This is a genomic window from Bradyrhizobium sp. ORS 86, from assembly GCF_045571475.1.
Classification (GTDB): Bacteria; Pseudomonadota; Alphaproteobacteria; order Rhizobiales; family Xanthobacteraceae; genus Bradyrhizobium.
Window position 1 is genome coordinate 7,652,117 of record NZ_CP120699.1, and the last position, 24,156, is coordinate 7,676,272.

Genomic DNA, 24,156 nt, shown 5'->3' on the forward strand with positions numbered 1-24,156 from the left:
CTGGCCTATATTCCGGGCGGTCCCACGCGGCGCGAAGGTATCAGCCAATGCAGCCTGTATCTATTCTCCTGAACATCCTTTGGATTCTGATCGGCGGCGCATGGATGGCGTTCGGCTGGCTGGTCGCTGCCGTGATCATGGCGATCACCATCATCGGCCTGCCCTGGGCGCGCGCCGCCTTCAACATCGCGGTCTATACGCTGCTGCCGTTCGGCTCGCGCGCGGTGCGCCGCGACGAGCTGACCGGACAGAGCGACACCGGCACCGGGCCGCTCGGCCTGATCGGCAACGTAATCTGGTTCATCCTCGCCGGCTGGTGGCTCGCGATCGGGCATCTGATCACCGCGCTGCTGCTGGCAGTGACCATCATCGGCATTCCCTTCGCCTGGGCGCATCTCAAGCTCGCCGGCATCGCGCTGTGGCCGATCGGCAAGGCAATCGTGCCGGCGTGATGCACCGGTCTCGCGATCAGTGCGCGGCCGCGCAGCCGGGAATGTCGAACACTGCGGTGAGACCGCAGGGTGATGTCAGCATCTTGCCGCCTTCGTGGCCGACCCCGGGCACGTCCCATTCGCTGTGGTTCGGCGTGCCGTTGTCGCGCGCCTTCATGACGGCGACGTAGGCGTGGCCACGCGCATATCGATACGGACCCTCGGCCTCCGCCATGCAGGATTTGTCGAGTGCGGGATGGTTGGGATTGGTGTCGAGCGTTCCCAACAGATAGATCACGCGCCGTGCGACATAGGCCTGCTCCAGCGCGGCCGGCGTCGGCGCGGCGAGATAGGGCGGACGGTCGTCCATGCCGAACTTCCAGCGGTTGTAGCCGTGGCAGCTCGCGGCGATCGCGGGCTCCGGCCGGTCCTTGCTGAAATAGGCGTAGGAGGACGGGTTGGCGATCACATAGCGCACGCCGATGCCCTCTCCCGTGAGCATCTGATCGCCGTTCGCCGCGATCGCGTAGCGCTGCACGACCTGCCCGCCGCCGGAATGGCCGAACACCACCACCTGCTTCAGGTTCGGAAACAGCGTGCGGTCGCCAAGCTTCGCCAGGATGGCATCGAGCGTCTCGAACGAACTCACCGGGCCCGGCGCGATCGCGGGATTGCCTCCCTCCCAGCCCGTGATAGTCCAGCGCAGCATGTTTTCGGGGAGATTGAACGCATCGACGTCGGCTTGCGTCAGGAATTGCGGCGCGATCATCAGCGTCGTCTTGCCGGCCTCGCCAGCCGCCGCTTGCGCGTCCAGGGCAGAGCGGAAATAGTCGTCGGCATTGCGCAGCACGCCGTGCAGGACGAGAACTGCGCGCGTGATGTCCGGCAACGGCTTCGACCAGTCGGCCGAGACGTAAAGCGGAAAGGTTGCCGCGCCGACCGCGACGCGCGCGCTGCCGATTTGCTTGACCGGCTTCCGATAGCGCTCGGCTCCCGTATCAACGGCAGATGCGGCAGGCGCGTGGGCCGCCGTCACGACAAGCAGCGTCAGCGCAACAAGCCAGCCTCGCTTATGCATGGGGTTCGACTCCAGGTGCAGAGCATTCCGGCAGGATACGATCGGGGCCGGATTATCGCGCGTCGTGCTGCTCTCCACGCATGAACTTTCGGAAAACCTGCCTCACATCTTCCGGATCACGATCAGGCGGCGAGCCGCCCGGGATTGTTCGCGGCGAGGATCGGGCGGATCAGCCGGCCGAACCGCTCGGCTTCCTCGTCGTGCAGATAGCCCGACAGGCAGAAGGAGTGGCACCCGGCGTCGATGAATTGCTGCAGCGTGGCAGCGCATTGCTGGGGATTGCCGACCACGGCGATGCCGGCGCCGGGCCGCACCTTGGTGATGCCGGTCCACAGATGCGGCATCAAGAGATCGCCGTAGTCGCGCGCGAGCTGCTGCACGCGCTGATTGGCCTCCGAGCGGTTATAGAGCGTCTTCATCTCCTGCTTCTGCCGCTCGGTGGCGTGACGCACCAGTTGGTCCGCCGCCTCCCAGGCGTCCGCTTCGTTCTCGCGGCAGATCACCTGCAACCGCATACCGAAGCCGATCGCGTCCTCGCGATCATGGGCGCGCGCCATCCGCCTGATCTCGGCGATATTCTCGGCGATGCGCTCCGGCAGGTCGCCCCAGAACAGATGCACGTCGGAATGCTTTGCCGACAATTCCCAGGCCTGCCGCGACCCGCCGCCGAGATAGAATTTCGGGAACGGCTGCTGCTTTGGCCGCGGTCGGATATGGGCGCCCGAGATCGTGTGAAACTTGCCTTCGACATGCACCGGACCGCGTGTGGTCCACAGCGCCTTGAGGATCGAGACCTCCTCCTCCATCAGCGCGTACCGCTCCTCTTTCGCGTAGCGCACGCCTTCGGCCTCGACCTCGCTCTCGTTTTGGCCGGCGATCAGATTGATGCAGATCCGCCCGTCCGACATCTGGTCGAAGGTCGAGATCATCTTGGCCAGCAGCACCGGGTTGATGTAGCCCGGCCGCGCCGCGATCAGCGGCTTGATCCGGGCCGAGCGCGCCGCCATGAAGGCGCCCGTGATCCAGGCCTCCCAGCACACCGAGCCGACCGGAATCAGCAGATATTCGAACCCCGCGTCCTCGGCGGCCCTGACCACCCGCTCGCAGAGTTCCGGCGAGCCGGCGACCTGCGCCTCCATCAGCCCATAGGCCGTGGTGTCGCCATGCGTGGGCAAATACCAGCCGAATTCCAGCGGACGCATGCCGATCTCCCTCGAAACACAGCCCTTTTCCATATGGCGGCGGCCAGTTTACAGCCAACGCCGGGCCGGACAACATCGTTGCCGTTCGCGGGCCAATCAGCTAAATGAGGCCCTGCACGCACCCGTAGCTCAGCTGGATAGAGCGTTGCCCTCCGAAGGCAAAGGTCACACGTTCGAATCGTGTCGGGTGCGCCATTTTTCACCACTTCCGAACAAAACCGCGAACCCGTCGGGATTCGAGCGGGGAATTCGTCGGTGCTTTTTGGACGATGTCCGTTTCGGACTCTCAATCTGTTTCGCGGCCTCGATCTTTCCGACGCTCCGCACATACGACCACGCCTTGCATGGTGCCGGGCCAGCGCCGCGTGGCGATATTGGGAAATGCCAATAGCCCAACAACATGATGAAGCGTTCTTGAGACTGTCATTCCGAACATCAGGACTGCTCAAAAGATTGCACCCACTATTCGAACGCTGACCAGCACGACTCGCGCTATACTCGTCGTAGTGTCTGCTGATACGACTGCGATAAACATCCCATCGGAAGAAGTTGCTCGGCAAGCCGAGGCCGCGCTGCTGGAATATTCCCATCAGCTCTATCAGACCGTCCTTGCCTGGCTTTCGCTGGGATCGAATGAAGTCCTGCACATCGCGTTCGCAGAAGACTTCGCCGTCTCCGACGACGGCTCGCTCAAGATGACGCAGTTCAAGAATTCTAAGGTCGCTTTGACCGACCGTTCCAAAGCCGTCGCCGCGCTTCTCAGGGCTGTCTGGCTTCTCAGGAGGCCAATCCCGGGCGCGATGAGCCAAGGTCGTTTCGACTTGCTCTTGCGCGGCTGAGCGCAACGCTCGCGGCAAGCAGCGCGCTTGGGCTCATATTGGCACAGCGCCACCCGAGCCTTCCAAATTTGCTGCTTTGCAAAAACGCCGTCACTGCTTCTGACGCGAGAAGCCCGTCGCCAAGCTTGGGTTTTCCCACGGCCTGAGCCGCCCAACATTGTTGGGTTGCGAAGTCATCGAAAGCACGCTATTGTTGTCGCAATTAAAGCGTGTGTCGTTTTTCTCCGATTACTGACTCTAATTCCTAGGATGTCATGCAACCCCTTGACGTGAGGGGAGACGACATGGCCCACAGCCGCGATCGCAATATCGATCGAATGATTCACAAACAACATGTGCCGATTGTGCAAATGCGGTGCACTGTTTGCTCGCCCCGGGTGCGAAATCAGGGTTCGCCGGTTAACCGGCGGGCGCACCGCGCGTTTCGACCATACCAAGAAGCAAGCCCTAGCGACATCTCGCCGGCTTGGCACGTTAGCTAAATTTTTGAGTGACGCGACCTGTTCGCTAATCATTGGCATGCACGACTTCGTTTCTGCTTCCGAGGGTTTTTGACGCACTCAACCATTTCTTCGATCACGTAGGTCGCCACAAAAGGGATGTCGATCATGCGCAGCAGCCGATTGTGTGCCGCTCACCTCGCAAATGGGATTGGCCTGATCTTGTTGTTGGCATTGTCGGTGCGATCAATGGCCCAAACGGCTGCCACCCCGCCAGGGGCTCAAGTCCAAGCGCCTGGCCTCCAATGTAACGGGACGCAGATATTCGATCCTTTCAAGGGTAGGTTGGCTGGTCCAGGCTTGCCTCCGGGACTGCTTCCGATTGACACCGCAAGCAGAGACAAGGTTTTGAAGTCGGGGCTGCCATGTCAGGAAAACGTACGTACGAGCGCGCAAGGTGACCCTGCAGGAATCGAAGCGACCGGCTTGGAAAACCTGCAGCGAGGCTTCGATTTTTATTCGTGGCGCACATTTATCGCGCTGAATTCGCCAGCCGACGGAACGCCTATCGATAGCGAGAAGACGCAGGCGGACACGCCTACTCGATGGGAGGATGCGAACAACTTCAAGCAGCTTCTTGACGTGATGCTTCCGTCCGATCTGCAACCCCCGAGATGGCCGATTGACCCGAACGGGATGAAGGCCGAGCGCGAGAGATTGGTGCCAAGGGAATGTCGCGATCAGCATAAGCAGATGCCCGATCGAATGATCGTGAAGATGATCGAGGAGAGTTTCAATGAGCCGTTCAAGACCGGCCCGCTCATCGATCAGAATGGGCGCTACGCCATCTTCGATATTCTGATGAACCGGCAGATGTTCGACTACATCATGCGGCATCATCTGAATACCAAGGCTGGTCAGGCGAGCGCAGCCAATGCCGGTCTTCTGGTTGATTTTCCGCCGGGCCAGAATTCCGGTGCCGCGTTTGGCGCCTTCATGCTCAAGGTCTCCTGGAAGATTTTGACGCCTGAAGAGATAGCGGCAAAGAACTTCCACATGGTGAGAGCACTCGTTTTGACGCCCCCGGGCGACAAGCGGCGGTGTCTACCCGAAACCCTGGGCTTGGTCGGCTTTCATGCGGTGCATAAGACCGTAGGTCGGCCGCAGTGGATCTGGACGTCTTTCGAACATGTGAAGAACGTGCCGGATAGAAATGAAGTCGCGACAAACAAGCTGGACAGCTCATACAATTTCTTCAGCGTCACATGTAAAGCCGACTGCCCGGCCGAAAACGCGACACCACCCCAACCATGGGATCCCGATCCGGCCCTGGAGCTGCGCTTCAGAAAGGACAATTCGTTCAAAAGTCAGATCGTTCGTGAAACGCCATTGACCGATGCTGCCAAGAACATGAACGCCGTCTTTCACAGCATGCTTCCAGATGGCAGCGTCTGGAAGAACTATATGTTGCTCAGCACGCAATGGCCCAGCGCATTCGCTTGCACGTCGCTGCACTCGCAAAGCTCCAGCGCTCCAGCCCCTCAGACCGATTTTGTCAAGCAACCCGACATGACCTGTTCTCCGGCGCCTACATTCTTGGCGAATTCTACGCTTGAGACATATAGCCAAGGAGATGTCCCGCTCGCGTCATCGAGTTGCATCGCCTGCCATGGAAATGCGGTCGGCTTCCAAGCAGGCGCGTCGGCTTCGAAGCCAGGCCAGATACGTCTGAACCAATCGGATTTTACGTTCATGCTGGAAAAGGCGCAGTAGCTCGACCGGCGTGATCAGCCGCCGTCAGTTGGAATCTAATGGTGGGGAGCACCATGGCAACATTACCGAAGCATAGTCGCAACTCTGGATCAGGCGCGACCCACTCGGAGCCCGACGGCTCATTTTCACGTCGCGCGGTGCTCGCCGGCACGGTAGCGGCGACTGCGGCGGCGGCCGTAGCGCCCATCGCCGGTTCGGCCTATGCCGCAGGACCAGACGTGAATTCGAAGCAGGATATGATGGCGTTCCTGCTGCTTTCCGCTGCGCTCACCGGAGTTCACGTTGTCAATCTGGCGCCAGAGTTCAACCTGGATAGTGCGAAGGACATATTGGATCAGGATCCCGGCGTCGATCCGATCAATGTCAAGAACGACTATTTCAAGTGGATTGTGCTCAACGATTCAACGTCGTCGTTCGGCAAACTAATTCAGACTGCCAAGGACAATCGTCAGTCGGCAACCAGTATCCTCGCTGCGGTGAACGCCAGCGATGACGATACCAAGTTCCTGGCCCGCAGCATTGTGCTGCTCTGGTATCTGGGCTCCTGGTACAAGCCGGGAGATCTGAAGGCCAATACCGTTACGGACGGAAAACCTGCGCCTGGAAAACGCGCACCTACTCCGTCAGTCGTCGTCTCCTCGAAGGCATACACCCAGGGACTGGTTTGGCAAATCATAGGAGCCCACCCGATGGGCTACAGCAATTTGCAGTTCGGTTACTGGTCGCGCGATCCGAGCGATCCGAACAATCCCGTCGAAAAATCGAATCGCGGCGTCATCACCGCAACAATTCCCTAAGGAGGCGATTGTGGCCGACGATTGCGTCATGTGCGATGTCGCGATTATTGGATCCGGGTTCGCCGGGTCCCTGATCGCGAAAGAATTGAGCCGAAAGCCCATCAATGGGAAGCGTCTCGATATCGTTATTCTCGAGGCGGGTCCGGGAGTTCTGCCGAATTTCAACGAATATCTGGCACGCTTTTACAAGGCGACCGTCAAAGTGCCGGAGAGTCCCTACCCTCCGGCATTGACTGAACCCGATCCGAATAACAAGGACAAGGTGATTAACATTAATCCGGCGAAGCTCGCCGCCGGACGGCCCAATTCGCTCACCTTGTCCGCTTCCAACTGGAAGGATCCTAATCAAGCCTATCTTGATCAGAGCAAAAGCAATCGTCCCTTCAAGAGCACCTACGAACGCCTCGCCGGGGGCACGTCCCATTGGCTTGGCCAGACACCGCGGCTCGTGCCGAACGATTTTCGCATGAAGATGTACGACAAAAACCTGCCGAATTGGCCGATCGACTACAATACGATCAGCCCGTACTACGACAGAGCGGAAGCTGAGCTCGGTGTGTCCGGTGACGTGGAGGAGCAAAGTTTCTGCGGCATCACCTTTTCCAAGAACTACCCGATGCCCAGAATTCCGCCTTCGCTATCCGACCAACGCATCGGCGCCGCCCTTGCGCAGTTGAGCGCTGAAGAGACCAACTTTCTGGGAATGGACAAGCCCGTGACCGGGCTCAGGCTGCGGAGCCTGCCGGTGGCTCGCAATTCCCAGCCCTATCGAAATCGCCGCGCCTGCGCGGGTAATACCAATTGCATTCCAATTTGCCCTATCCAGGCCAAATATGATCCGACCATTACGTTGAATGAAGCGACGAATAACGGGGCGAGACTGAAGGATCGTACGGTCGCCAGCGAGATTTTGGTCGATGAGCATAATCTCGTCAGTGGGATCAACTTCATCACGTACAAGGACGAGGCTGGACCGAAGACGGGAAATGGTTGCATCAAGGCCAAGATATATGTGATCGCCGCGAACGGTATTGAGACGCCGCGGCTCCTGCTGATGTCAAAGAATGGGGGCCGGACTGCCAACGGCGTGGCCAACAGCAGCGACATGGTCGGGCGAAATTTGATGGACCACCCTCAATACGTTACCTGGGGGTTGCTGCCTGCAAATTCAAAGCCGGTATATCCTTATCGCGGTCCGCTCATCACCTCTGCTATCGGCGATCTCTGTGACGGTCCATTCCGCGCCACGCGTGCCGCCTTCCGAGTCAGTTTCGGCAACGAAGGTTGGAATTTCACGGTTGGCGGTGGCGCGTTCGGCGCCGATCCCCACGTGACGACGCTGGATTTCATCAACGGGATGAATTCCAGTGGGCTCAACAAGAGCAAATTCAGTCAATTGGCAGCCGACAACAGCGCGCTGCTTGGCGCTGGCCTCGCTTCGACGCTCAGCGACTTGATTCCGCGACAGTTCCGGATTGCATTTGCGTGCGAGCAAAACCCCGACCCGAACAATCGTGTCACGCTGTCTTCGGTCTCCGACGGGTTAAATTTGCCACGTCCGCAGATTGCCTACGACATCTCCGATTATACGAGACAGGGCATCGTCACGGCGTTTCGCATGAAAGGGCTGATCTTCGGCAAGCTGAAAGCGCAGGACTTCACCGAGCGCCATGACGGCGATCCCGCCGGCTTCGAGGAGATGATCGACGGCAAATCGGTACCACTCACTTACGGTGGCGCGGGTCACGTCATGGGCACTTATCGTATGGGCGACGATCCGAAGACGTCAGTCGTCGATTCCTGGCAGCGCTCACATGATCATCGAAACCTTTATCTGGTTGGAAGCGGCACCTTTCCGACCGTGGGTACCGCTAACCCAACGCTGACTCTTTCGGCGCTGGCGTTCCGGACAGCCGATAGCATCGTCAAAGACTTCAGTTCGCGTGCGTGACGGCTTTTTCAGACACAGGTTCGTCGTGGTTTGGAACCTGAACGGTTGGTGTATGACGGGGCAGGAAGATGCCGTACACGGTTGGAGATCTCGCACGGGCGCGCAACCGAATTTTGGCGAATGATCCGGAGCTCGCGGCACATGTCCGCAAGCTCGCTGGCGCCAGGCGCAAGCCGTCCTGGCTATCGGATGCGGTTGAAGGGCTGAGGGGCATCTCGAAGCTTCCTGCTGCGGAAGCCGCGGCGCCGGATCTTGAATTGGAGTCTATCGTGCAGCGGGTCGGACGGCCCGTATTTGGCGTGATCGACGGAAAGATCGATCTGGACACAACTTCCGCCGAGGATGGAGTTTGGAAGACGAGACTACAGCAAGCTGCCGCCGTGCTCGGACCTTCGATCGCGGCCGTTGGCCGCGTCGAGGCAACAAACTGGCCGATCGGTCTGCCTTATGTCGGTACGGGCTGGCTGATCGAGCAGAATCTGATCGTGACCAACAGACACGTTGCGTTGGAATTCGCCGAGCGCGGGCCGAACGGGTTTGCGTTTCAGCTCGGTTTCGATCGTCGGAATCCCGTGGCTGCCGATATCGATTTCCTGGAGGAGATTGATAATCCAGCCACAGCCCGCTTTGCGATCGGGGATATTCTTTATATTGCTCGCGATACCGAGCCCGATGTGGCCTTTCTTCGGCTAGCTCCAAGCAAGGGACCGCTCGCGCGTCCGATCAAGCTGGCGAGCGCGCTTTTGCCGAACAAAACGATGGTCGGCGTCGTCGGCTATCCGGGGCAGGATCCGCGCATCCCGGACCAGGATTTGATGGCGAAGATCTTCGGGAATGTGTTCGACAAGAAGCGCTTTGCCCCCGGTCTTGTGACCGGGTTCGAAGCGGATGCCCTGACGCATGACTGCACGACATTGGGCGGCAATTCAGGGTCGGCAGTCCTGGACCTGCTCACGGGTGAGGCGGCCGCGCTTCACTTCTCGGGCGTGTTTCTCAAGACCAACTACGCGGTGCCGGCGCCCGTAATCTCGGAGCTGCTCGCCCGCGTCAAACAGGCGTCTTCCATCACAGCCTCGTCGCGGCCCTCGGACGCGACGCAGGATGCTACGAGTTCGACCACTTCGGCCAACTTCAATCAGACCGGTGATGCCATGACGAGCACGACAATTGTCGTTCCCTTGCAGATCACAATTTCGCTCGGAGATCTGACCGGCGGTGCGGCCGATCTCAACCTATCCGTCGTACCGGGAGATACCACGAAGGGGCCCGCTCCCGACGCGTCAAAGCCGCCTTCGCCCGACGCGTTGACCGCTGCCGTGGTTGAGGGGCGACGCACCTTGCTGAATCGGGCCGATGTGATCTCGATCAGGCCCGGCTACCGGGTAACCGACGGCTGGATCACTGACGAGCGATGCTTGGTGGTTTCCGTGAAGAAAAAGCTCGAGCCTGCGGAACTTGCCGCGGCCGGCCTGACGCCGCTCCCTGAATCGATCAATGGAATCCCTGTCGACGTTGCCGTCGGCGCCGTCGCTGATCGCGAATCCTATCTGACACTGGAAGCCATGCAGGAGGCACGGCGCGAACTGATCGCCAAATACGAGAAGCCAACTAATATGCCGCTGGTCGAATTCAACGAGCCGATGCAGGTGGTGGCTCATGCCGGGCCGGACGCCGGCTGGCCCATGTTAGAACCGTTCTTCGGACGCGTGAAGAAGCAGCTAACCATCGGAATGTACGAATTCACGGCGCCTCACGTCGTCAAGTCCTGCGTAGCGGCGATCAAGCCGGCGGGGCGCAAGACGAGTCTCGTGCTGCAAAATCGAGATGAAACGAAGGAGGCTACGACCGCCAACGACCTCACTGAACAGGCTACTGTCGACACTCTAACCAAAGCGGCACGCAAGCGCCTGTCTTTCGCGTGGGCGTCTGTGTCAGGTCCGAATCGCCTGTTTGCGACGTCCTATCACATCAAGGTGGCCGTTCGCGACCAGCAGGAGATGTGGCTCTCGAGTGGGAGCTGGCGTTCGTCAAACCAGGCACCGTTTGATCCAATCAAGGATGGCGATCAATCACCGCCCTTGCTTCAGCGGTATGATCGCGATTGGCATATCCTGCTTACCAACAAGCCTCTCGCCTCCCTCATCGAAAAATATCTCCTGCGCGACGAAACACAGGCGGCCGCGTTGGAGGAGGCATTGGCCCCGCCCCCCCCCGACCCGGAGTTCTGGGTATCGGAGGCGTACTTCAGGGCGACAGATGAAGAGGCAAAGGTCGCGGTCAAGTACCGCCCTCCGCTGAACATCAAGCGCAAGGTGCGGGTGCAGCCGCTGCTTACGCCAGACAATTATGCTGACCACGTGGTGCCGCTTATCCAGAGTGCGACTAGGAGCGTTTATTTCCAGAACCAATCCCTGGACGCGCGGGCATCCGGCGAGAACGGAAACGTTTTCGAAAGTCTGCTGCAGGCTCTGCTCGACAAGCAGAAAAACCAAGCGATCGACGTGCGCATCATCTTCCGCCGTTTTCCGACCATGCGCCAGACACTGACCGGCATGAAAGATTTTGGATTTGATACCAGCAAGGCTAAGGTGCGCGTTCAAACGAACTGTCACACCAAGGGCATCATAATCGACGGCGAGACGGTTGTGGTCGGGAGCCACAACTGGACGCGCGCCGGGACATCGCTCAATCGCGACGCAAGCTTAATCTTTTTTGATCAGGACATCGCCCGCTATTATCAGGACCTCTTCCTGTTTGATTGGAGCAGGATCGCGAGTGTCGGCATTGATGAATCTCTGGCGGCACCCGAAGCCGTGCGGCCGGACGAGGGACTCATTGAGCCGGGTCGGCTCAAGGTGCGAGCGAGCGAGCTCTTAGGTGACTAGCCAGATAGTGAGTGCGAGAAGTCACTGGCGCAGCAATGAGTGGCTTCGGCGTGTCCTCCAAGCAGAGCTTGAGCGTGCGGCAGTGTATGCACGCCGGCGGGACCGATCACTGGAAGCATCGCTTGAGAGCGATGATCCTTCGTTCGTCGTTCCCGTTGTCGGAGATCTAGCCCAAGGCTCAGGGACTTTCGACGGTCTCCCGCGCGAGACTGGACCGATCCGCGAAGCGATCGCGATGGCGTTTCGCGAGGAGGCAGACGGCTATCAACGGGGGCGCGGGTCAAGCTGAAGTTGCATTTGAAGACGAGGGCCAGCGGACATGTCCAAAGGAAGAACCAATCCCTTTCTGAATTCCGTTCATCGAATCCAGCGAATGTTGGGCATTCTAGTACCGGCGTGTGTCGCCGCAACACTTGCAATGTTGCCGTCGATCCCTTCTAGAGCGGCAGCGGATGATCTGGCAACTTGCTCTCAGGAAGCCGCCGAAACCTTTATTCCTGCTTGTACGGCAGTCATAACTTCTGCAGAGCGATCCTCGCATGAGAAAGCGCAAGCATACATCTCTCGAGGCAATGGCTATTACAACATCAAGGGCAACTACGACCAAGCGCTGCAGGACTATGATAGTGCGATTGCGCTCGACCCAAGCAATACTGTTGCGCTGTACAATAGAGGAAACATCAGAACAAGTGTCGGCCAATACGAGAAAGCAATCGCCGACTACACGAAAGCTATCGAGCTAAACCCAAAATATGCCAACGCGCTCAACAATCGCTGCTTCGCATACAATGCCCGTGGGGACTACGAAAGAGCTCTTGACGATTGCCACCGCGCCATCAAGTTCGATCCGAGCCAAGCGAACACTTACGTGGGATTGGGAAATGCCCTTAACCAGAAGAGCGAATATGACAAGTCCCTAAAGGCATACGATGACGCCTTACGATTGGATACAAAAAACGCCAAGGCGTATCTGGGCCGATGCAGTGTGTATATAAAGATCAGCAGGTTTAGCAACGCCATCGAGGCTTGCGGACAGGCTATCCAGCTCGACGCCAAAGATCCGACCGGCTGGAATAATCGCTGTTGGGCACGAGCAATTATAGGGGATCTTCCATCCGCCCTGCTTGATTGCAATCAAGCATTGGAGCTTCAGTCGAACGATCCGTACTCACTCGACAGCCGAGCGTTGGTCTATTTGAAGATGGGCAAGTACGACAAGGCTGTCGCCGACTACGGTCAGGCGCTGCTGGTCCAGCCGGGTCGGACGACGTCATTGTATGGACAGGGCGTTGCCAAGCTCAAACAGGGAGACGCGGCCGGGGGAAATGAGGAGATAAATCTCGCCAAGCGCGGAGATCCGTCGATAGCAGATCGGTTTCGCGAATACGGCGTTCAATAACTCGAAAGCCTATTGCGTTGCGAGTTTAGGTTTATCCATTCCCTGCGTCGAATTGTATGCTTGAGGAGTCGGCACCGGTCTTATGATGACTTTGCCGACGTTTATTCGCTTACGAAAGATATCCCTCGTTTCCGTAGTATCCGTTTGATCAAACCACTTCCAAAATTTCCACCCGGACGATGCTTGTTGTCTCAGCGGTATACTCTTCTGAGCCTTGAAGTTGGAATCCGGAAACGAAATCTCAATTGAAGAGGGAAGGCTTCCATCGTCTGCTTCGGGGATTTTGAAGCTTAACGTTGTGCCGTCGTGTCCTAGTATGTTAGGATCATGAGTTCGCACGTCCATTCGATCGAGAACGTTGTCCAAAACTTGAATCGGATTTCCTGTTTCATCAAGGAGAACTAGCTCGCCCCTGATTTCCCAGTATGGTCGCGTGGCCTCGTGAATATAATCCTTAGCGCTGAACACCAGTGGAGTGATAACCAACAAGATAATTAAATAGGCCGCAAACGCCCCACCGGTATTAATCGTCAAGCCTGCCAGCGGGCCATTCGCAACAAGCGGCGCATTGGGAAAGCGATTATAAATAAGGACTGCTGGGATTAGCGGTACCAAAACCCAGACGGCCAGCAGCGCAAGCAGGCAAAGAAAAAACATGATGAACATGAGTCGCCTCGGGACGAAGCTCTCAGGAACTGGGATATGCCCGGACGTTCGGGAGTGTCGCTCCGGGCTAACGCGGATCGGCCATCGCGTACGTGACCGCCGGACTCAAGGGAGAGAAAAAGCCAGCGGCAACTGATAGGCCTATAAATGCTGCAAATAGAAGCGATTTCATATTCCGCCTCCATGAATTCAATGTAGTTAGGGTACGTCACCCGCGGATCAATCGCAAGTAGTACCACAGCACTCCTACCCCCGCTTTCAGAAGATATCTGTGAGCCAGATCACGTTTACGGCTCACAAAATGAAGAGAACCAGATTGCTTTGCAGACGCGAATGCGGTCGCGCCAGGACTATGCTGACAGGACTATCCTGACTGGCTTGGTAACCGTCAGTCACATCATCAGGAGGTTGTCACCGTCCGTCGGCGGGTTGACGCCCGACCGCCCGATCCGCATCCTCGCTGCGTCAGAGTGAGATTTCAATTACATGCGAGTTCGGGGTTTTGTTCTGACCGGCGCGCCACTTCGAGATAAGACTGGGTACTGCAAGGCCTGCCGGTATCGCGCTCGATGCGGCAGCCCGCAACAATCGCGCGTTAAGACGCTTACGAGCACTCGCGGTTGTGCCGCTCCCAGTTCACGTTGCGCTTCCGATCAAGCGCGAGACTCGACCAACAGGCGCTCCTGCTCCTCCAGCGGAACGTCGCCCTCACTTCATCCAAGGCGGCACCGGCAAGTTCTTCTTGCGCAGGAAGTCCGGATTGAAGAGCTTGGACTGGTAGCGTTGGCCGCCGTCCGCGAGGATGGTGACGATGGTCTTGCCTGGGCCGAGATCGCGTGCAAGCCGCATGGCCCCGACGATGTTGATCGCGCTTGAACCGCCCAGCACGAGCCCCTCATGCTCGATCAGGTCGAACAAGACGGGTAGCGCCTCCTCATCGGTGATCTGGTAAGCAATGTCGATCGGCGTGCCTTCAAGGTTCTTCGTCACGCGTACTTGACCGATGCCCTCTGTAATCGAGTCGCCTTCTGTCGTCAGCTCACCCCTGGTAAACCAATTGTAGAGGGCGGCGCCCATTGGATCGCTGAGAGCAATCTTCACGTTGGGATTGCGCTCCTTGAGAGCGCGCGCAACTCCACCCAAGGTCCCGCCACTGCCGACCGCACAGGTGAAGCCGTCCACCTTTCCGTCCGTCTGTTGCCAAATTTCGGGGCCAGTCGTGCGATAGTGGCCATCGCGGTTGGCGACGTTGTCGAATTGGTTTGCCCAGAGTGCGCCCAGTTCCTCAGCGAGGCGACCGGAATAGCGGGCATAGTGACCGGGATTGGAGTACGGCACGGCGGGTACCAAGCGAAGATCGGCGCCGCAGAGCCGCAGCATGTCCTTCTTTTCCTGACTTTGCGTGTCCGGCATCACGATCACGGCGCGATAGCCGCGCACATTGGCCACGAGCGCAATGCCAATACCCACGTTGCCGGCTGTGCCTTCCACGATGACGCCACCCGGCTTGAGCAGCCCGTGCTGCTCCGCGTCATTGACGATGGCCAAGGCGGCACGATCTTTGATCGATCCGCCGGGATTGAGGAATTCGGCCTTGCCGTAGATGTCGCAACCCGTGATATCCGACGCGGCGTGCAGCCTGATCAATGGCGTATTGCCAATGGATTCCAAAAACCCAGATCGAACATTCATGGTTGGCCCCTGCCCGAACGGTGGCTTGATGCTCTTTTTGCGTTCATCTCGGCAACTTCTTTGTCGCTTGGCACGCGAGATTGGCAAGCCTGTGATTCCGAGCTTGCCGCTCCCAAGGAGATAATGCGCCGACATGCCGAAGCGGAAAAGAAGGCTCAGTAGAGCCATTTTTCACCCGTCGTACAATCTTCGTTTTGTCAACGCGACTGCGGATCACCTTCACAATTGCCCATGGCCTCGATCCGGGATGGATCAAGAGAGCAGCTATCAAGGCGTAACCGGATCACCTTGTGCGATCCCCCTGGGTTTTGAAGCTGTTTTTTTGGAGGCTGCCGATGCGACGGCTTGCGGAGAGGCAACCGGAACTGGAAAATGCATCACGAGACGCCGAACCAACAGGTGCCGCCATGACTCCCGATGCAGTTCGAACTAGCAAGCTCCACAAGCGGTGTGCCGATGGCTATACCGCATTCTGACTGATCTTGCATTGTTGCTTCTGGGCGGGATCAAGTTTTGTGCTCGAAAGCGGAGGTGTCGCGGCTCCAGAGCAATCGACAACCCTATCGCTTTCTCGCTGTTCTGATCCCGATCGTCGCGATCCGGCGAGCGGTTGGCCCGGGGATTGCTAGAATGCACATGATCATCAGAGAAATTGATCTTGAGCGGTAACAACAGGCTTCAAAGAGGACATCGGACGTGCTGAGTGGCTTTGTTTGCATCGTGATTGGCAGCGTGCTGGGGGGCTGTGCACGCTACTTTATCTCAGGCGTTGTCGCCCGAAGCGTGGGCGAGACCTTTCCGTGGGGCACAATGATCATCAATGTCAGTGGAGCCTTCCTGATTGGAATTTTGGGTGGTCTGGCCACCGATCAATCGTCATTGATGGCGTCAACCAATCCGTGGCTGTTTGCCGTGACGGGATTTCTCGGTTGCTATACGACGGTTTCGTCGTTCAGCCTGCAGACGCTTTCGCTGGCTCGCGATGGCGAAACCGGTCGCGCGGTCGGCAACGTCTTACTTTCGCTGATACTCTGCCTTTCCGCGGTGACATGCGGCTTTTCGCTCAGTGAATGGCTTTCGACATAGTCCATCCCCATGGTGCGCAAATCCAATTCAACGATGGCTGATCGATGGAATGCCGCGATGCTTTACGCCTGTGTGGCGTCAGGGGCTGTCGTCGGCGGCCTGACAAGATTTCTTGTATCAGTGGCTCTGCAGACAGGAACAGAGTTTCCATGGGCCACCCTGTTCATCAACGCCACCGGGTCCTTTATCATTGGCTTCTACGCTGTATTGACGGGTCCCGACGGGAGGCTCTTCGCCGGCGCGCGGCAACGCCAGTTCGTGATGACCGGTTTTTGCGGAGGCTACACAACATTCTCGACGTTCAGCCTGGAAACCTTCAGGCTGTTCCATTCGGGAATGAAACAAACGGCTTTGATGTACATTGTCGCCTCCACCATCGCCTGGCTGGTTTCAGTATGGTTGGGCCAAACAATCGCGAGCCGACTTAACCGCTTGAAGGGGAGCTAACGATGCAACTTCCGAAACAGGCTGTCCTGCTCCGGATATTTATCGGCGAGGACGATCAGTGTGACGGATCACCGCTATACGAGGCGATTGTCCTGAAGGCGCGCGAACGGCATCTCGCCGGTGCAACCGTATTGCGCGGTCCGATGGGTTTCGGCAAGTCGAGCCGACTCCATACGACAAAGATCCTCCGCCTTTCTGAAGATTTGCCACTGGTTATTGAGATCGTCGACAGCGAGGAAAACATAAACGGCTTCCTGCCGGTGCTCGATGGCATCATGACGAGTGGGCTGATCACGTTGGAAAAGGTTCAGGTCCTGCGATATGGGGAAGACACGACGGCGTAGGCCGTATCGCAAGCTGTTGCGACTTGCCGCGCGGGGCCAGACAGTCGAAGTCACATCGGGCTCCGGAGCAACATTTTGGCGGCCAAGCGCCGCTCTTCGTCAGCGCGCGTCTCGTCGAACCTAAGGATGTACAACGCCCGGTCGTGGCCTCGGACTTTGACGTAGCGGTAGTCCGGCCCGTACCATTGATCGACCGTTTCAACGACCTCGATCCGACGGCTATCGAAATGAAGCGCCCGCAGCATCGGCGTGCCGTCGTCATTGGGATGGAGCTCGACTTGAACGCGCATGGTTGGCGTCCCAATGAGGGTGGCGCCTGATGCCACGGCAAGCAGCGAACCGTCAGCGCTCCGACGGCGGAGCCGACCTGGCACCGGCTTGCATGGGTGCACGCGCATAACCCTCCGGGATAACGATCGAGGGATCGGCCGGATCCAGCGCATCGTGCGTGACCACCGTGCCCACGAGTGCGGTTGTGGCAAGATCGAACTCGGTCTTTCGCGGGGAGGCAAGCGAGACCTGGACACGTGTGCGATAGAATACGTAGGCCGCAAGCAACGCCTGGGCAGTCGCGGTAAACAGGAATAGCGCGCGCGGTCCTTCCGCCGACATGAAGGTGGCGGCAATGAGAGGCCCGACCACCGAACCGAGGCCGTTGGTGAGCAGGATTGTAGCGGCGATCGGTACGACGTCACTCGCCGGTGTCTTGTCGTAGGCATGGGCCGCGGCAAGCGAATAGCCGGGCAGTGCGAGCGCCCCGAAGAGAATGCCGAATAGCAGCAGCGTCGTTCCCGATGCGGAGATCAGCCACGAGGCAACGCCCGCGGCGGCAGCTCCGATCAAGAGAATAAGCAGAACCCAGCGGCGATCGACGCGATCGGATAGACGGCCGACCGGCAACTGGATGATCGCTCCAGCCAGCACCGCCGTGCTCATGAACAGCGCTACCTGATCGATGCTGAGTCCGCTGCCGGCGGCCGACAGCGGCGCAAGGCCCCAGAATGCACCGTTAGCCGCTCCAATCATGAAACTTGCGATCAGCGCGACCGGCGCCGCGTGATATAGCTGCCCGACGCGAAAGCTGACGATGGTGATCGGTGCGGGTTGCGCCGCGCGGGTCAATGCCACCGGGACGATGGCCAATGAGGACAGCATGGCGGCCACCATGAAGTTCCCAGGCTCGGCGATCGGATAAAGCGTCACCAAACCCTGGCCAAGTGTGATGGCGCCATAATTGACCACCACATAAGCCGACAGCACGAGCCCGCGAGTCTCGTTCGAGGCGCGATCGTTGAGCCAGCTCTCGACCACCAGATAGAGACCGGCGAGGCAGAGGCCAGTTACACCGCGGAACACGATCCAGGCCGCGACCACCGGTGCGAGCGCGTAGGCAAGCGCCACGGCCGCTGCCACCGCCACCATTGCTGTAAAGGCGCGAATGTGCCCTGCGCGCACGATCAGGTAAGGCGCGAGCAGACAGCCGCTGACGAAGCCGACATAATAGGCTGAACTGATGACGCCGAGCGCAAGCTCGTCAAATCCTTCCGCGTTGCCGCGCAACGGCAGCAAAGTGAATTGCAGGCCGTTACCTGCCAGCAGGAACGCGAGCCCCAGCAGCAACGACACGATCGGGCGCAAGGTCTTCGGCATGCGGATCGATCCAACAGTCATCGGCGCCCAGATTCATCGAATTCGCAATCTATTGGCAAGACAGATCAATGGGTAAAAAGCTGCATACCAATTCAGCGGCGTGTCTGGACAGATCGTCCTTGGAACCTTTGCCTCGAAGGCAAAGGTTGCGCGTTCGAATCGTGATGACCGCACGCGATCGATGGCCTGCGAACCGGAAGGAACAAACGGCGGTTGCGATTGACGTCGCCTGGGACGGTTGCACCACGTCAACGATCTTCGCGGACATGCTTGTTGGAGCGCATCTCCGGATAGGGAATCATCGTGGAAGAGATGAGCAGATACCCACGCATGCAGACAGACAAATGAACGGGCGAGCAAACGAGAGATCACGAGAGGAACAACCCTTCTTTCAATCCTTACCCAGCGGGGAGAGACCAAGGTGAGCGCGACTTGGCGGCTGTCAACGAAGGCATGCTGCAGTGGGACGGGGTCGCGATGCTGCGATGCCCCGCGGCTGCGCCAGCGCGGCCTGTCGCGGGCTCAGACGGTCGTCACTGCGCTTTGACAAGGCTGTAGTGCCCATCTTCGTCGACGCTGGCGCGCCAGTTCCGCTACCGGAAAGACAGAACTCGACATGGCGCTCTGAAGCCGACACTGTCGTTGGGTCGCATCCTCGTCGATGCCACCAACTGCTCTCCAGCCTCGCCGCATTCGCAGTCGCCTTTCTGGCTCGGCCGATCGGGGGATTCTTCTTCGGAATGCTCGGTGACCGGATCGGTCGCCGAAGCATCCTCGCCACCACGATCATCGCGATGGCGGCGGCCACCTTCTCGATCGGTTTGATCCCAAGCCATGCATCGATCGGCATCTGGTTGCCGGTTCTGCTCTTTGCCGCGCGCCTGGTGCAGGGTTTCTCGACCGGCGGCGAGTACAGCGGTGCCTCCACGTTCGTCACCGAGTTCGCACCCGATCGACGGCGCGGATTCCTCGCGTCCTTCCTGGAGGTCGGGACCATCTCGGGATTCGTCCTGGGCGCAGCCCTGGTCACCGGCCTGACGGCGGCGCTCGGCGACGCAGCGATGGAGTCATGGGGCTGGAGGGTGCCGTTCCTGATTGCCGGACCGCTCGGCGTTATCGGGCTCTATCTGAGGCTCAAGCTCTCGGAGACGCCGGCATTCGCGTCAATACAGAAGAGAGCGCACGCGCGGTCCGGCGGGAGCCGACTATACGACATCGCCGTCGAGCACCGTCGCGTTGTCCTGCTTTGTATGGCCCTGGTGCTGGCGCTCAACGTCACCAATTACCTGGTACTCACCTACATGCCAAACTACCTGTCGGCAACGCTGGGCTACGACACGACGCACAGCCTCTCCCTCAATCTGCTGACCATGATGGTGATGCTGGCGGCGATTCCGTGCGTCGGCTGGCTGGGTGACCGGGTTGGGCGACGGCCGGTACTGCTCGCAGCCTGTGTGGGCTACCTGGCGCTGTCCTTGCCGTCACTGTGGCTGCTGCAACACGGTTCCATTGTCGCGGTCCTGACGGGCCTCCTGGTCCTGGCTCTATGCCAGACGCTCTTCATTGGAACGACGCCGTCAACGCTGCCGGCCATGTTTCCGACGGCGATCCGCTATGGCGGCTTGTCGATCGCGTACAACGTGTCGGCCTCGCTGTTCGGCGGAACGGCGCCGTTGGTGGCGGAGTGGCTGGTGCGCGTCACCGGCAACGATGACATGCCCGCCTACTACGCGATGCTGGCGGCGCTGGCCGGCCTCGTTGCCGTACTGTTCATGCGTGAGACGTCCGGGCGGCCCCTGGAAGGATCGGCGCCGACCATCAGCGCCGAGGAGGCCGATCGCTTGCAACCCGTCGCCGACGCCGCAGCGGAATGAGCAGTGGCTGACAAGCGTTGGAACCCGCGGTTCTCGTTGTCACGCTGACCGGGGGCCCATTCGTCATAGTTATGATGAATTGGCACCAAGGAGATGTGGCTGATGGGCGAACGGGAATGGCTCACGGAGCAGTTCACAGCTCATCGCACTCAATTGCGGAAGGTCGCCTACCGGATTCTCGGCTCGGTCGGCGAGGCTGACGACGCCTTGCAGGAAACCTGGCTCCGAATCAGCCGCGCCAATGCACATGGCGTCGAGAATATGGGCGGATGGCTGACGACGATCGTCGGGCGGGTGTGCCTCGACATCCTGCGCGCGCGTGTGCGCAAGGTCCGGCGCGAGGAGCCCCTGGACTTGCTCGGGCCGGAGGCGGTCGCGCGTGGCGGGAACGTGATCGACCTGGAGCAGGAAGCAATGCTCGCCGATTCCATCGGGCTGGCATTGCTCGTCGTCCTGGAGAGATTGCCCCCGGCGGAGCGGGTCGCCTACGTCCTGCATGACATGTTCGATCTGCCCTTCGACGAAATCGCGCCGATTGTTGCGCGGTCTGTCGAAGCCACGCGCCAGCTTGCGAGCCGCGCGCGCCGCCATGTGCAGGGAGAAAGGTCAGTCCCCGAGGCTGATCCGGCTCGCCGGCGTCAGATTGTGGAAGCCTTTCTGACCGCGTCTCGTGCCGGTGACTTCGATGCCCTCGTCGCCGTGCTCGATCCCGACGTCGTGCTCCGGGCGGACGAAGCCGCGGCACGCAGCGACGTCGCAATGGAGCTTCGCGGCGCGTCAACCATTGCGAAACGGGCGCTGGCGTTCTCGGGGCGCGCGCCGGCGACGCGTCTTATGCTCGTGAATGGCGCCGTCGGAGCGGCGTGGTTTCGAGGCGAAGAACCAGCCCTCGTCCTTGTCTTCACTGTCGACGATGCGAAGATCGTTGAGATCGAGCTCATCGCCAATCCCGACAGACTTCACAGCATCGATCTGGCAAATCTCGATGAGCAGTGATCTTCACAAAAGACCGGGTTGCGTGACGTGTCCTGTCACGGAATGGAGCTTCGCTTCGTCAATAGGATAGGGGCTAACGCAGGAGCCCAAGTTCGATCAACCCTGGAGATCAACGCCATGAAATATCTGATGTTCATCTATCAGCCGAAGGACTTCGACGCGAAGGCGCTCAGTGAAAGCGAGTATCAGGCTGTGGCCGCGCAATACGCGGCCGTGACCGCGACGCCCAATGTAACGCCGGGACTGCCGGCTGGCCTGCCGAAAGACGCTGTCACCGTTCGCGTGCAGAACGGCGAGACCGTAACCGCGCAAGGGCCCTACCAGGAACACGCAGTGGGAGCCTATCTGGAATTCGAAGCCGACACGATTGATGCGGCGATCGAATTGGCCGCCCGCATCCCGGCTGCCCGCTTGGGGGGTGCGGTTGAGGTTCGTCCGGCCCAGAAATACTGGTAAGAAGCCAAGCGGCCCGCCTGCAAAGCGCGGCCGCATCAGACACCGGGCGATGCTCGCTTACTTGCCCATCCGCAGGCCCTTGGTGGTGAAGCGCGGCGTCTTGCCGCCGGGGCGCACCGGACGGCGGGTGCCGGCGGCCTTGCCGGTGCCGGGCGGCTGGTGGGCGGGCACGAGTTGATCGGGACGCGAGCCGATCAGGTCGGCGCGGCCCATCGCTTTCAGCGCCTCGCGCAGCAGCGGCCAGTTGTCGGGGTCATGATAGCGCAGGAACGCCTTGTGCAGCCGGCGCTGCCGCAGCCCCTTGATCGCCTCGACCTGGTCGCTCGCGCCACGGCGCACGCCGCGCAGCGGATTGACGCCGGTGTGGTACATCGCCGTCGCGGTCGCCATCGGCGACGGCAGGAAGGTCTGCACCTGATCGGCGCGGTAGCGATTCTTCTTGAGCCAGAGCGCGAGGTTCATCATGTCCTCATCGGTCGTGCCCGGATGCGCCGCGATGAAATACGGAATCAGATAGTACTTCTTGCCGGCCTGCTCGGCCGCGGCATCGAACATCCGCTTGAAGCGGTCGTAGGCGCCGATGCCCGGCTTCATCATCTTGTCGAGCGGGCCGCGCTCGGTATGCTCGGGCGCGATCTTCAAGTAGCCGCCGACGTGATGGGTGACGAGCTCCTTGATATAGGCGGGGCTCTCCACCGCGAGATCGTAGCGCACGCCGGAGGCAACCATCACCTTCTTGATGCCCTTTACCTCGCGCACCTTGCGATAGAGCCGGATCAGCTCGTCATGCGAGGTATTGAGATTCGGGCAGATCTCGGGGAAGACGCAGGACGGCCGCCGGCATGCCGCCTCGATCTTGGGATCCTTGCACGCCATCCGGTACATGTTGGCGGTCGGCCCGCCGATGTCGGAGATCACGCCGGTGAAGCCCGGCGTCTTGTCTCTGATGCGCTCGATCTCGCGCAGGATCGAGCCCTCCGAGCGGTTCTGGATGATGCGGCCCTCATGCTCGGTGATCGAACAGAAAGTGCAGCCGCCGAAGCAGCCGCGCATGATCGTCACCGAGAACTTGATCATCTCCCATGCGGGAATCTTGGCATCGCGATAGGAGGGATGCGGCGCGCGGGCGTAGGGCAGATCGTAGACGGCGTCCATCTCGGCTGTCGTCAGCGGGATCGGCGGCGGGTTCAGCCACAGGTCGCGGTCGCCGTGGCGCTGCACCAGCGGCCGTGCGTTGCCGGGATTGCTCTCCCGGTGCAACACGCGCGAGGCGCGGGCATAGGCCTCGCGATCCTCTTCGACCTGCTCGCAGGCCGGCAGGCGGATCACGACATTGCCGGGATGGCGCGCCGCGCCCTCGTCGGCAGTGTCGAGATCGTCGGCATGCAGCTCCGCATAATCCTCGGGCACGCGGCGGAACAGCGCCACGCCCCTGATCGAGTCGAGATCGCGCGGCGCCTCGCCATTGGCGAGCCGGTGCGCCACCTCGACGACGGCACGCTCGGCGTTACCGTAGAGCAAAAGGTCTGCCTTGGCGTCCGCCAGCACCGAGCGGCGCACCTTGTCGGACCAGTAGTCGTAATGCGCGATGCGGCGCAGCGACGCCTCGATGCCGCCGAGCACGATCGGCACGTCCTTGAACGCTTCGCGGCAGCGTTGGGCATAGACGATGGTGCAGCGGTCCGGCCGCCGGCCGCCTTCTCCGTCCGGCGTGTAGGCGTCGTCGTGGCGCAGCCGGCGGTCCGCAGTGTAGCGGTTGACCATCGAGTCCATGTTGCCGCCGGTGACGCCGAAGAACACGCGCGGCCTTCCCAGCGCCTTGAACGGCTCGGCCGACTGCCAATCGGGCTGCGCGATGATGCCGACCCTGAAGCCCTGAGCCTCCAACAGCCGGCCGATGATCGCCATGCCGAAGCTCGGATGGTCGACATAGGCATCGCCCGTCACCAGCACGATGTCGCATTCGTCCCAGCCCAGCGCCGTCATCTCGGCGCGGCTCATCGGCAGGAACGGCGCCGGCTTGCCGGGATGCGCCCGGTGGCGCGACCAGGAGCTCAAGGGCTTTGCAGTTGCAACGAGGGTTTCCATGGCGCTCACGCATAGGGCTCCGTGGCTGCGAATTCAACCGGCCGACCTGCGGCGCGACGTGG

20 protein-coding genes and 1 tRNA gene are annotated in these 24,156 nt (G+C 60.0%); 14 read left to right on the plus strand and 7 right to left on the minus strand.

The window, feature by feature from the left end; all coding sequences use genetic code 11:
- The first annotated feature begins 47 nt into the window (after positions 1–47).
- Positions 48–452 carry a YccF domain-containing protein gene (locus tag P6U25_RS35335; protein WP_407149350.1) on the plus strand — a complete coding sequence of 135 codons (405 nt, stop codon included), beginning with the start codon at positions 48–50 and terminating at the stop codon, positions 450–452.
- A gap of 16 nt (positions 453–468) precedes the next feature.
- On the opposite strand, the gene P6U25_RS35340 is transcribed toward P6U25_RS35335, so the two are convergent.
- Positions 469–1,509 carry an alpha/beta hydrolase gene (locus P6U25_RS35340; protein WP_407149351.1) on the minus strand — a complete coding sequence of 347 codons (1,041 nt, stop codon included), beginning with the start codon at positions 1,507–1,509 and terminating at the stop codon, positions 469–471.
- A 122-nt stretch (positions 1,510–1,631) separates the two neighbouring features.
- Positions 1,632–2,711: an LLM class flavin-dependent oxidoreductase gene (locus P6U25_RS35345; protein ID WP_407149352.1), complete on the minus strand. Its 1,080-nt coding sequence runs from the start codon at positions 2,709–2,711 to the stop codon at positions 1,632–1,634.
- Positions 2,712–2,829: 118 nt separating this feature from the next.
- Between P6U25_RS35345 and P6U25_RS35350 the strand changes: the two genes are divergently transcribed.
- The 7 genes from P6U25_RS35350 to P6U25_RS35380 all read left to right on the plus strand — a co-directional run bounded on the left by P6U25_RS35350 (position 2,830) and on the right by P6U25_RS35380 (position 12,795).
- Positions 2,830–2,906: transfer RNA gene (locus P6U25_RS35350), tRNA-Arg, on the plus strand.
- Between the two features lie 311 nt (positions 2,907–3,217).
- On the plus strand, positions 3,218–3,550 hold the full coding sequence (locus P6U25_RS35355) for a hypothetical protein (RefSeq protein WP_407149353.1): 333 nt from the start codon (positions 3,218–3,220) through the stop codon (positions 3,548–3,550).
- An 848-nt stretch (positions 3,551–4,398) separates the two neighbouring features.
- The gene (locus tag P6U25_RS35360) at positions 4,399–5,763 is read left to right on the plus strand and encodes a hypothetical protein (RefSeq protein WP_407149354.1); all 1,365 of its coding nucleotides are present in this window, start codon (positions 4,399–4,401) and stop codon (positions 5,761–5,763) included.
- A gap of 53 nt (positions 5,764–5,816) precedes the next feature.
- Positions 5,817–6,560: a hypothetical protein gene (locus P6U25_RS35365; RefSeq protein WP_407149355.1), complete on the plus strand. Its 744-nt coding sequence runs from the start codon at positions 5,817–5,819 to the stop codon at positions 6,558–6,560.
- Between the two features lie 10 nt (positions 6,561–6,570).
- Entirely contained in the window at positions 6,571–8,511 is a 1,941-nt protein-coding gene (locus P6U25_RS35370) for a GMC family oxidoreductase (protein ID WP_407149356.1), read from the plus strand.
- Positions 8,512–8,579: 68 nt separating this feature from the next.
- The gene (locus P6U25_RS35375) at positions 8,580–11,396 is read left to right on the plus strand and encodes a phospholipase D-like domain-containing protein (protein ID WP_407149357.1); all 2,817 of its coding nucleotides are present in this window, start codon (positions 8,580–8,582) and stop codon (positions 11,394–11,396) included.
- Positions 11,397–11,715: 319 nt separating this feature from the next.
- Positions 11,716–12,795: a tetratricopeptide repeat protein gene (locus P6U25_RS35380; protein WP_407149359.1), complete on the plus strand. Its 1,080-nt coding sequence runs from the start codon at positions 11,716–11,718 to the stop codon at positions 12,793–12,795.
- Between the two features lie 9 nt (positions 12,796–12,804).
- Here P6U25_RS35380 and P6U25_RS35385 read toward each other — a convergent pair whose 3' ends face one another.
- Together P6U25_RS35385 and P6U25_RS35390 are read right to left on the minus strand one after the other, a co-directional pair.
- The gene (locus tag P6U25_RS35385; protein WP_407149360.1) at positions 12,805–13,461 is read right to left on the minus strand and encodes a hypothetical protein; all 657 of its coding nucleotides are present in this window, start codon (positions 13,459–13,461) and stop codon (positions 12,805–12,807) included.
- 708 nt (positions 13,462–14,169) lie between these two features.
- Positions 14,170–15,153 carry a cysteine synthase A gene (locus P6U25_RS35390; RefSeq protein WP_407152707.1) on the minus strand — a complete coding sequence of 328 codons (984 nt, stop codon included), beginning with the start codon at positions 15,151–15,153 and terminating at the stop codon, positions 14,170–14,172.
- Positions 15,154–15,849: 696 nt separating this feature from the next.
- Between P6U25_RS35390 and crcB (P6U25_RS35395) the strand changes: the two genes are divergently transcribed.
- The 3 genes from crcB (P6U25_RS35395) to P6U25_RS35405 are packed head-to-tail and all read left to right on the plus strand — an operon-like array spanning position 15,850 to position 17,030.
- Positions 15,850–16,239 carry a fluoride efflux transporter CrcB gene (gene crcB, locus P6U25_RS35395; RefSeq protein ID WP_407149361.1) on the plus strand — a complete coding sequence of 130 codons (390 nt, stop codon included), beginning with the start codon at positions 15,850–15,852 and terminating at the stop codon, positions 16,237–16,239.
- Between the two features lie 9 nt (positions 16,240–16,248).
- Positions 16,249–16,686, plus strand: coding sequence for a fluoride efflux transporter CrcB (gene crcB, locus P6U25_RS35400; RefSeq protein ID WP_407149362.1), 438 nt, complete (start codon positions 16,249–16,251; stop codon positions 16,684–16,686).
- Positions 16,687–16,688: 2 nt separating this feature from the next.
- Complete coding sequence (locus tag P6U25_RS35405; RefSeq protein ID WP_407149364.1) at positions 16,689–17,030, plus strand: DUF190 domain-containing protein; 342 nt, start codon at positions 16,689–16,691, stop codon at positions 17,028–17,030.
- Positions 17,031–17,080: 50 nt separating this feature from the next.
- Here P6U25_RS35405 and P6U25_RS35410 read toward each other — a convergent pair whose 3' ends face one another.
- Both P6U25_RS35410 and P6U25_RS35415 read right to left on the minus strand, forming a co-directional pair.
- The gene (locus P6U25_RS35410; protein ID WP_407149365.1) at positions 17,081–17,320 is read right to left on the minus strand and encodes a hypothetical protein; all 240 of its coding nucleotides are present in this window, start codon (positions 17,318–17,320) and stop codon (positions 17,081–17,083) included.
- A 52-nt stretch (positions 17,321–17,372) separates the two neighbouring features.
- Entirely contained in the window at positions 17,373–18,680 is a 1,308-nt protein-coding gene (locus P6U25_RS35415; protein WP_407149366.1) for an MFS transporter, read from the minus strand.
- A gap of 740 nt (positions 18,681–19,420) precedes the next feature.
- Between P6U25_RS35415 and P6U25_RS35420 the strand changes: the two genes are divergently transcribed.
- The 3 genes from P6U25_RS35420 to P6U25_RS35430 all read left to right on the plus strand — a co-directional run bounded on the left by P6U25_RS35420 (position 19,421) and on the right by P6U25_RS35430 (position 22,006).
- The gene (locus P6U25_RS35420; protein WP_407149367.1) at positions 19,421–20,554 is read left to right on the plus strand and encodes an MFS transporter; all 1,134 of its coding nucleotides are present in this window, start codon (positions 19,421–19,423) and stop codon (positions 20,552–20,554) included.
- Positions 20,555–20,656: 102 nt separating this feature from the next.
- Positions 20,657–21,550 carry a sigma-70 family RNA polymerase sigma factor gene (locus P6U25_RS35425; RefSeq protein ID WP_407149368.1) on the plus strand — a complete coding sequence of 298 codons (894 nt, stop codon included), beginning with the start codon at positions 20,657–20,659 and terminating at the stop codon, positions 21,548–21,550.
- 117 nt (positions 21,551–21,667) lie between these two features.
- Positions 21,668–22,006: a YciI family protein gene (locus P6U25_RS35430; RefSeq protein WP_407149369.1), complete on the plus strand. Its 339-nt coding sequence runs from the start codon at positions 21,668–21,670 to the stop codon at positions 22,004–22,006.
- A 57-nt stretch (positions 22,007–22,063) separates the two neighbouring features.
- On the opposite strand, the gene P6U25_RS35435 is transcribed toward P6U25_RS35430, so the two are convergent.
- Positions 22,064–24,094: a YgiQ family radical SAM protein gene (locus P6U25_RS35435; protein ID WP_407152708.1), complete on the minus strand. Its 2,031-nt coding sequence runs from the start codon at positions 24,092–24,094 to the stop codon at positions 22,064–22,066.
- Positions 24,095–24,156: the final 62 nt, after the last annotated feature.

What these genes read in the sequence shown, in the direction of transcription:
- P6U25_RS35405 (WP_407149364.1), top strand. Translation starts at nt 16,689, where the DNA reads ATGCAACTTCCGAAACAGGCTGTCCTGCTCCGGATATTTATCGGCGAG.
- P6U25_RS35335 (WP_407149350.1), top strand. Translation starts at nt 48, where the DNA reads ATGCAGCCTGTATCTATTCTCCTGAACATCCTTTGGATTCTGATCGGC.
- P6U25_RS35420 (WP_407149367.1), top strand. Translation starts at nt 19,421, where the DNA reads ATGCTCGGTGACCGGATCGGTCGCCGAAGCATCCTCGCCACCACGATC.
- P6U25_RS35410 (WP_407149365.1), bottom strand. Translation starts at nt 17,320, where the DNA reads ATGCGCGTTCAAGTCGAGCTCCATCCCAATGACGACGGCACGCCGATG.
- P6U25_RS35425 (WP_407149368.1), top strand. Translation starts at nt 20,657, where the DNA reads ATGGGCGAACGGGAATGGCTCACGGAGCAGTTCACAGCTCATCGCACT.
- P6U25_RS35430 (WP_407149369.1), top strand. Translation starts at nt 21,668, where the DNA reads ATGAAATATCTGATGTTCATCTATCAGCCGAAGGACTTCGACGCGAAG.
- P6U25_RS35365 (WP_407149355.1), top strand. Translation starts at nt 5,817, where the DNA reads ATGGCAACATTACCGAAGCATAGTCGCAACTCTGGATCAGGCGCGACC.
- P6U25_RS35435 (WP_407152708.1), bottom strand. Translation starts at nt 24,094, where the DNA reads ATGGAAACCCTCGTTGCAACTGCAAAGCCCTTGAGCTCCTGGTCGCGC.
- P6U25_RS35340 (WP_407149351.1), bottom strand. Translation starts at nt 1,509, where the DNA reads ATGCATAAGCGAGGCTGGCTTGTTGCGCTGACGCTGCTTGTCGTGACG.
- P6U25_RS35385 (WP_407149360.1), bottom strand. Translation starts at nt 13,461, where the DNA reads ATGTTCATCATGTTTTTTCTTTGCCTGCTTGCGCTGCTGGCCGTCTGG.
- crcB (WP_407149362.1), top strand. Translation starts at nt 16,249, where the DNA reads ATGGTGCGCAAATCCAATTCAACGATGGCTGATCGATGGAATGCCGCG.
- P6U25_RS35380 (WP_407149359.1), top strand. Translation starts at nt 11,716, where the DNA reads ATGTCCAAAGGAAGAACCAATCCCTTTCTGAATTCCGTTCATCGAATC.
- P6U25_RS35415 (WP_407149366.1), bottom strand. Translation starts at nt 18,680, where the DNA reads ATGCCGAAGACCTTGCGCCCGATCGTGTCGTTGCTGCTGGGGCTCGCG.
- P6U25_RS35390 (WP_407152707.1), bottom strand. Translation starts at nt 15,153, where the DNA reads ATGAATGTTCGATCTGGGTTTTTGGAATCCATTGGCAATACGCCATTG.
- P6U25_RS35345 (WP_407149352.1), bottom strand. Translation starts at nt 2,711, where the DNA reads ATGCGTCCGCTGGAATTCGGCTGGTATTTGCCCACGCATGGCGACACC.
- P6U25_RS35375 (WP_407149357.1), top strand. Translation starts at nt 8,580, where the DNA reads ATGCCGTACACGGTTGGAGATCTCGCACGGGCGCGCAACCGAATTTTG.